We start from the raw sequence: 7,475 nt of genomic DNA, 5'->3' as shown, positions 1-7,475 counted from the left end.
TCGCTTTGCTCGCAATGACGTGGAGTTACCATTCATTTATTTCATCCCATAAGTCAATCCAATTTGGGTTGAGTGTTTCTATTTGTTTTAATTTATTTTTTCGGTTACCTGCTTTTATTCTTTTTTCCTCTGTTATTGCGTCTTCAATTGAATGGAAGCTTTTGTAATAAACTAAGATTGTGCAGTTATATTTTGCCGTAAAAGATTCGGAATTATATTTTGTTTTATGCTCGTATACACGTCTTTTTAGATCGGCTGTTACACCTGTGTATAGAGTACCGTTTCTTTTGTTTGCCATAATATAGACTACACCTCCTTTTTTCATTTTGGTTTACTGGTTTGGGGTTGCTTTTCTGGATTGCTTCACGTTGTTCGCAATGACGGGAAGCTTAATAACTTTTCTCTGTAATATTCGTATTGTTGGGTTCTTAGTTTGATTTCCTTAGTAATCTCTTCTTCAATGGCTGTATGTGTAGCATCGAATTGATCTAACAATTTTACAATGCGTTCTTGTTCTGCTAGTGGTGGGATTGGTATATAAACTTTTTCTAAACCTTTTGAATTTATTGCAGATATCTTTCCAGATGATATATTTCTTCTAATCTGATCATGAAATTGCTTAGTTCGAGTAAAATATGCTACATATGATGGATTAAGTGGACTAGTAAATGAAAAACAAGCATCATGAAAAACGACTCCTTGATCACTTAACCACGAAGTTCCTTTTCCAATATCTTCAATCGTTTCACCTGCTGCAACCATTATAACATCATTTTTCTTAGCTAATCTTAATTTTTTAGTATCAACTAATTCCTTACTTAAAAATGATTTAGTTTCATTAGCCCAAATACCATAATGTGTATACATCTCTCCATAATGAATACATGGAACCCCTTCTGAAATCATATCAGTTTTAACAAATCTTTTACCTCTTTGAAATTCTCCAATATCACCTAATTTATTGAATATTATTGAACCTTCCTCAAAACTAAACAACTGCTCACGGAAGAATTCGAATTGTTTTTTACGGTTTTGGCGTTCGGTTTCTAGTTCGGTTGTTAATTGGTTGCTTAACGAAGTTAATTCATCTAACACACGAACAATTTCTTGTTGGATTTCAAGGGATTTTTCTGGATTATCTGGACAAGGAATTGGGATTTTAAGTTTTGATAAATCCTTCTGTGAAATTGAAGGGACTGATCCTAAACCTATAATTTTATTTAAACTTATTTTGAAATTTTCAGTTTTTAAGCAATATGATAAAAATTTACTTAAGCACTTAATTTCCTTAAAAACAACTAGCTGTGGATTTAAGGTAGCTAAATATGGTAAATCTTCAACATAAGCTGTTTTACCAACTGACGCTGTTTTACAAAAAATTATATCACCATTGTGAATCATTATTTCAGGTGATTCATAATATTTATCCCAATTAATGAAAGTTAGTTTTTCATAGTTTATTTTATCATTTATTATATTGGATGGACTTAATGCAATTGCACCATCTTTATTTTCTACTATATCTTTTTTTGTATAACCACGATAACCAATTCTACCAATAATTTTACACACATCTCCCAGAGGCAACCACTCCACATCAACCCCTTTTAATAACTCGTCTAATTTACTCATGATTTCCCTCCTTTTTTGTTATTTGCTTTAGCCTGTTTATCGCCTGCTTTAGCTTGTTTTTCTAAGATTGTAATGGTTTTTAGGTATTCACTTTCCACATTGCTAAGGGTTTTGGCTTTGTATTTTTTGTATTCTAAGGTTGCTTTCTCTTTCATTGCGGCATTAGAGATACTCCCTGCATTATCTAAAACTTTGCGTCCTGTCGAATTCAGGATATTATCTAACTCTCGGATATAATCGTTCATACACATTGGGCGTTCTTCAATGGCATTTAATTCGGCTAAATCAAAATAGGCTGCTACCAAGTTATTTAATACGCGTAATTCTTTTTCTTCTAAAAAATTTTTAGCAATCATCGCTTCAGCTTGTGTAGGCTCATCGCCTTTAAAATTGGTTAATCCAACAAAAGGCTTATCGCTATCTACACGCATATAGATGACTTCGCTTGCAGTATGCCCATGAGCAGCATAATGCAATTTGTTTTGTACAATTTTGAAAAAAGTTACACTTGCATCACTTTTTGGGTCGTAATCGGTTGCTGTAGCGTACAAATCTAATATTTGGCGGTACATTACCTTTTCACTTGAACGGATATCACGAATACGGTCTAAAAGTTCTTTCCAATAATTGCCTCCACCCAAATTTTTCATGCGTTCATCATCCATCGTGAACCCTTTTACGATGTATTCTTTCAGTCGATTGGTTGCCCATTGACGAAAGCCTGTAGCAATCTTCGAGTTTATTCTATACCCCAAAGCAATAATCATATCAAGATTGTAATAATCCAGTTCACGAGAAACTTCACGATTACCTTCTATTTGAACTGTTCGGATTTTCCGAACAGTTGCTTCTGCAATCAGTTCTTCTTCTGTAAAAATATTCTTAATATGTTCACTTACTGTTGATTTTGAAGTTTGGTATAATTCAACCAATTGTTTTTGCGTTAACCAAATTGTATCGTCATCCAATTGGACATTAATTTTAGTTTGTCCATCTTCTGCAGTATATAAAATTATTTCACTCATCCTTCGATTTCTTTTACAAGATGATCAATCGCTGCACGTAAAGATGAAATGTTGTTCACAGTTTCAGCTAACTCAGTATTTAACACTTCAATGTCTATCACTTCGCGTGTATCTACCGCTTCTACATACGAACTTACCGAAAGGTTATAATCGTTTTCTTCAATTATCTTATTCTCTATGGTTACTGCAACATGTTTTACATTTTCTTTCGCATCAAACAACTGCATAATCTTCTCGATATGTACATCCTCTAACATATTGTTGTTGGTTACTTTCTTGTAGAAGTCCTCACCTGTCGCATCGATAAATTGTGTTTTGTACTCAGATTTGTGTTTTGATAAAACTAAGATATTTACGCCAATAGAAGTTCCAAAGAATAAATTTGCAGGTAAACTGATTACTGTTTCTACAAAATTTTCTTTTATTAAATATTTTCTGATTTTTTGTTCTGCTCCACCACGGTAGAAAATACCAGGAAAACATACAATGGCTGCACGCCCTTTACTTGATAAATAATTAAGCGCATGTAAGACAAACGCAAAATCTGCTTTTGATTTTGGTGCTAAAACTCCAGCTGGTGCAAAACGATCATCGTTAATTAAAGTGGGATCATCCGAACCTACCCAATTCACCGAATAAGGAGGATTAGATACAATGGCATCGAAAGGTTTATCGTCGATAAAATGAGGATCGGTTAAAGTATCTCCTAATTGGATGTTGAATTTATCGTAATTGACATTGTGCAAAAACATGTTCATACGCGCTAAGTTGTATGTCGTATGATTGATTTCTTGCCCAAAGAAACCATCCTCGATAATGTGGTTATCGAAGTGTTTTTTTGCTTGTAACAACAAAGAACCCGAACCAGCAGCAGGATCGTAGATTTTGTTTACCGTAGTTTGTTTGTGCATGGCTAATTGCGCAATCAATTTCGATACGTTTTGAGGTGTAAAGAATTCACCACCCGATTTCCCTGCATTGGCTGCATAGTTAGAAATTAAGAATTCGTAAGCATCCCCAAATAAGTCGATTTGGCTTTCTTCGAAACTACCAAAATTTAACTCGGCAACTCCTTTTAAAATTGCAGCTAAACGTTTGTTTTTATCTTCTACGGTATTTCCTAAACGTGTACTTGTTGTATCGAAATCTGCAAATAATCCTTTGATGTCTTGTTCAGACTCGTATCCATTTGCTGAGTTTTCAATATCCGTAAATATAGCTTTTAGGTCTGTATTTAAGTTTGAATTTGTATTGGCAGTATCGACTACATTACAAAACAATTGACTTGGATAAATGAAATATCCTTTTGTTCTAATAGCATCGTCTTTGATTTCTGGTGTGATGATGTCGTCTGCTAATTTTGCATAGTTTACACTTTCGTCACCACCTTCGATATAATTAGTGAAATTCTCACTTATGAAACGATAGAATAAAGTTCCTAACACAAAGTGTTTGAAATCCCATCCGTCTACTGAGCCACGTACTTCGTTGGCAATTTTCCAGATTTTGGCTTGTAGTTCTGCTCTTTGGGCTGTATTTGTCATTGTCTTTATTTCTTTTTAAAGATAAAATTTATCTTTTGTATAATCATTATTGAAAACATTACAAGTTTAATGCATTTAAACGCCAAAATAAGACGTTAGTGCTTTTTTGTATTGGTTTGTTTTTTACTTGTACAAATATACATTCTATGTGTGCAATGTTTTTGCATAGTTATTTTTCAATTTGAATTAATTCCTGTGGGTACGTCATATCCTCGTAGACTAAATTAGTAAAAAAACTAATATAGCCTTATGATGATGAAAAAGACAAAAGAAATAGAAGCTTACTTAACTTATAGTAAAAAACTACAAGTTCTAAAATATGCTAAAGAATATGGAAATAACACTATAGCTTATAAATTTTATGGTGTTAAAAAGAGTACATTTTATAAATGGAAAAAAGCATATGAAGAACATGGAGAAGAAGGTTTACTCAGAAAGAAACCAACTCCTCATACTTTTCCTAACCAAATTAAGCAAGAGATTGTAAATAAAGTATTAGAACTTCGAAAAGAACATAAATTAGGGACTTGGCGAATTAAATGGTATTTAGAACGTTATCATGATATTTTAATATCAGAATCAAGTGTTTATCGTATTCTAAAGCGTAATAATGTTACTAGGTTAGACAGAAAAGTAACTAGAAGAGCTATGCATAGTATAAGATATGAAAAAGAAACGCCTGGTCATCATGTACAAGTTGATGTTAAATCTCTAATTTTCCATGATGTAAATGGTACTAAAATCAAGCGATTTCAATATACAGTGATTGATGATGCTACTCGAATTAGAGCACTTAAAATCTGTGAAAAGCACAATCAATTAAGTTCAATTGATTTCATAAATTATGTTGTAGAAAAATTTCCCTTCAGAATTAATACAATTCAAACAGATAACGGACATGAATTTCAATCAAAATTTCATTGGCATGTTCAAGATTTAGGAATGAGACACCGATTTATAAAGGTAGGAACACCTCAGTTGAATGGAAAAGTTGAACGATCTCATTTAACTGATAAAAAAGAATTTTACCAGCTTTTAAATTACACAGATGATGTGGATTTAAATCAAAAATTAGAGCAATGGGAAAACTTTTATAATTTCAATAGACCTCATGGTTCATTTAAAGGAAAAACACCCTATGAAATACTAAAATTTAAACTAAAATAATTATATTTAAAGTCTAGCAGGTGATGAAGTACAACAATATCCGATAAAAGAATCAGTCTTATTTATTACAATTTAATCTTGTTGGTTAAATAATTCTTGAATTTTTTTCATTTGATTTAACAAATTTAACCAATTCAAACTCTCTCCAACAATCATATGTTCTTGCATTGTTTTATAATCCTGTTCCCATTTTGATAGAATTTCCTCAGGAGGAATAATGCTTAATTTTCCTTTTTCGTGATTAGAATAATCTAAACCTCTTAATGGATTTACTGTTTTACGATGATCTACAATAGTCTGAAATAAATTGTCATCAACTATCGCTTTCTCACCAAAACCTGCTTGCATCATTCTATCTAAATCATAAAAGTGACGAGTTAATCTATCTGTTCTGATTTTATCAATAGGTTTAGAAAACTCTTCATGAAGTAATAAAACTTTTTCTATAAATGTACGTGTTGGAATTACTACTTGGACATTAAAATCAGGTTCAGTAAAAGGTAAATCTTTATAATTTTCATCAATAAAAGAAATAATAGATTTTGTTTCAGATGGCTCTGTTAAGGAACGAGCCCCAATTTCTAATAATACTCTTTGTTGAATATAAGAATTATTTACAGGCACTACAGATTGGTAATAAATTTCTAATGTATTAGGATCACTTGTATCGTCTACATGTTCGTTGTATTTGATTTCATATAATTCTTTGCTAATTCCTAATTGATCCAACTTCTGAATTAACTCTTCTCTAAACTCATTGATAATAAATCCATCTGAAGCTTTTCGTAATTTTTTAATTTGAGATTTTGAATTTAATTCATCAAATCCTAATAAATGACGATCGATAATTAAATCAATATCTTCAGAAAATCGATCAATTAAATGATAAGCCTTACTTAATGATGTCCCACCTTTAAAGATAATTGAATTAGCATATTGTGATTGAAAAATAGCTTTCAACAAAATACAAACCCACCAATCTTTCTCTATTACAAATGCAGGTAAACCTTTAGCTATACTTGTCTGTTCAAGTATCTGAATTTTTTGTTCTTTCGTAAGGTTAATCCACATTGTTATTGTCTTTCGTAAGGTTAATAATTTGTTTTTGAATCCAAACAGGAGCGTACTTTAATTGTTTTTGAACTACTTCATTATTTAATTGTAGCACACTAGGGTGTATTTGATTTAAAAAATCATCTGTTATTTCTTTTTGTCCTATTTCTTTAAAAGATTGAATTATCAAGTGTAATAATTCATCTTTAATGGCAAAGCTTTTAGGGACTGTTTTTTTGAATTGAATTGTACGATTTCCTATTTTGATTTCGCGTTGTGATCCATCAGTTAGATATACAGCTTTTAAAGGAACCTGAGTTGTTAATCCTAATAAATATAAAGCCAAGACACCTGTAGGAGCAATACGAGCTTTATCCCGTTGTGCGATTTGTTTCGCAATTTCTTCAGTTGTGGGATAAATAGCACCTAACAACGAATCTTTTTTAGGTTTAAGATAAATACCTTGAGCTAAACGCTCAACTAAACCTTCTTTTTCTAAACGAGAAAGTACTTTACGGATGTTATCTGAAGAGCCATATTTTGAGAAATCAGCTAAAAAAAATATTTTGCCAAAAGATGATTTTGAAATCTTTGTTTCTATTTGATTTTTAGCTGATTTCATTTTGTTTTTGGTTAATTTTATGTCACAAATTTAGTGAAAATTTGTGACAAAATTTAATTTTAAAAATGTAATTATAGTAATTCTATATCTTGTAATTTTCGCCCAAATTCATCATCTGCTGCTAGTTTGAAAAGATCATCTTGTAAACCTAGGGGTGTACTTTAATTGTTTTTTGAATGACTACATTATTTAATTGTAGCACAGTAGAATGTATTAGATTTAAGAATTCATCTTTCACGTTTTTTTGACCTATTTCTTTAAAAATGCACTGTATTTAAAGTTTATAAGTTTACAAATATAGCTTGGGTTAGCTTTTTCAAATCCATCTAACCTCCCCATTATTTAGTTCTGTTTTCAAATTAAGATTTATTAAGTGCAATATATTGCACTATTTTAAACCTTTAAGCTAAAATAATAGTAATATACTTATAA

7 protein-coding genes are annotated in these 7,475 nt (G+C 31.3%); 1 reads left to right on the top strand and 6 read right to left on the bottom strand.

Annotation, left to right across the window (positions count from 1 at the left end; genetic code table 11):
- Positions 1 to 25: 25 nt before the first annotated feature.
- From B4E59_RS01845 to B4E59_RS01830, 4 genes are read right to left on the bottom strand one after another with little or no spacing between them, the layout of a single operon-like run.
- A complete protein-coding gene (locus B4E59_RS01845; RefSeq protein WP_114999448.1) occupies positions 26 to 325 on the bottom strand; it encodes a GIY-YIG nuclease family protein in 300 nt (99 codons plus the stop codon).
- 38 nt (positions 326 to 363) lie between these two features.
- Positions 364 to 1,632 (bottom strand): restriction endonuclease subunit S, encoded by a 1,269-nt coding sequence (locus tag B4E59_RS01840; RefSeq protein ID WP_291050998.1) that lies wholly within the window; start codon positions 1,630 to 1,632, stop codon positions 364 to 366.
- Positions 1,629 to 2,657: a virulence RhuM family protein gene (locus B4E59_RS01835; RefSeq protein ID WP_219035294.1), complete on the bottom strand. Its 1,029-nt coding sequence runs from the start codon at positions 2,655 to 2,657 to the stop codon at positions 1,629 to 1,631. The genes B4E59_RS01840 and B4E59_RS01835 overlap by 4 nt, the downstream gene beginning before the upstream one ends.
- Positions 2,654 to 4,201, bottom strand: coding sequence for a type I restriction-modification system subunit M (locus B4E59_RS01830; RefSeq protein ID WP_291050996.1), 1,548 nt, complete (start codon positions 4,199 to 4,201; stop codon positions 2,654 to 2,656). The genes B4E59_RS01835 and B4E59_RS01830 overlap by 4 nt, the downstream gene beginning before the upstream one ends.
- 255 nt (positions 4,202 to 4,456) lie before the next feature.
- Between B4E59_RS01830 and B4E59_RS01825 the strand changes: the two genes are divergently transcribed.
- Positions 4,457 to 5,368, top strand: a complete 912-nt coding sequence (locus tag B4E59_RS01825) for an IS481 family transposase (RefSeq protein ID WP_291050994.1) — start codon at positions 4,457 to 4,459, stop codon at positions 5,366 to 5,368.
- A 72-nt stretch (positions 5,369 to 5,440) separates the two neighbouring features.
- Here the strand turns inward: B4E59_RS01825 and B4E59_RS01820 are convergent, their stop codons facing one another.
- Positions 5,441 to 6,439: a nucleotidyl transferase AbiEii/AbiGii toxin family protein gene (locus B4E59_RS01820; protein WP_291050992.1), complete on the bottom strand. Its 999-nt coding sequence runs from the start codon at positions 6,437 to 6,439 to the stop codon at positions 5,441 to 5,443.
- Positions 6,429 to 7,043 carry a DUF6088 family protein gene (locus tag B4E59_RS01815; RefSeq protein WP_291050989.1) on the bottom strand — a complete coding sequence of 205 codons (615 nt, stop codon included), beginning with the start codon at positions 7,041 to 7,043 and terminating at the stop codon, positions 6,429 to 6,431. Before B4E59_RS01815 ends, B4E59_RS01820 begins: the two co-directional genes overlap by 11 nt.
- Between the last annotated feature and the right edge of the window lie 432 nt (positions 7,044 to 7,475).

It is taken from the genome of Empedobacter sp. UBA2044 (genome assembly GCF_002333005.1).
GTDB lineage: Bacteria > Bacteroidota > Bacteroidia > Flavobacteriales > Weeksellaceae > Empedobacter > Empedobacter falsenii_B.
The sequence above is the reverse complement of the archived record's forward strand: the minus strand, read 5'-3'. Positions and strand labels throughout refer to the sequence as shown.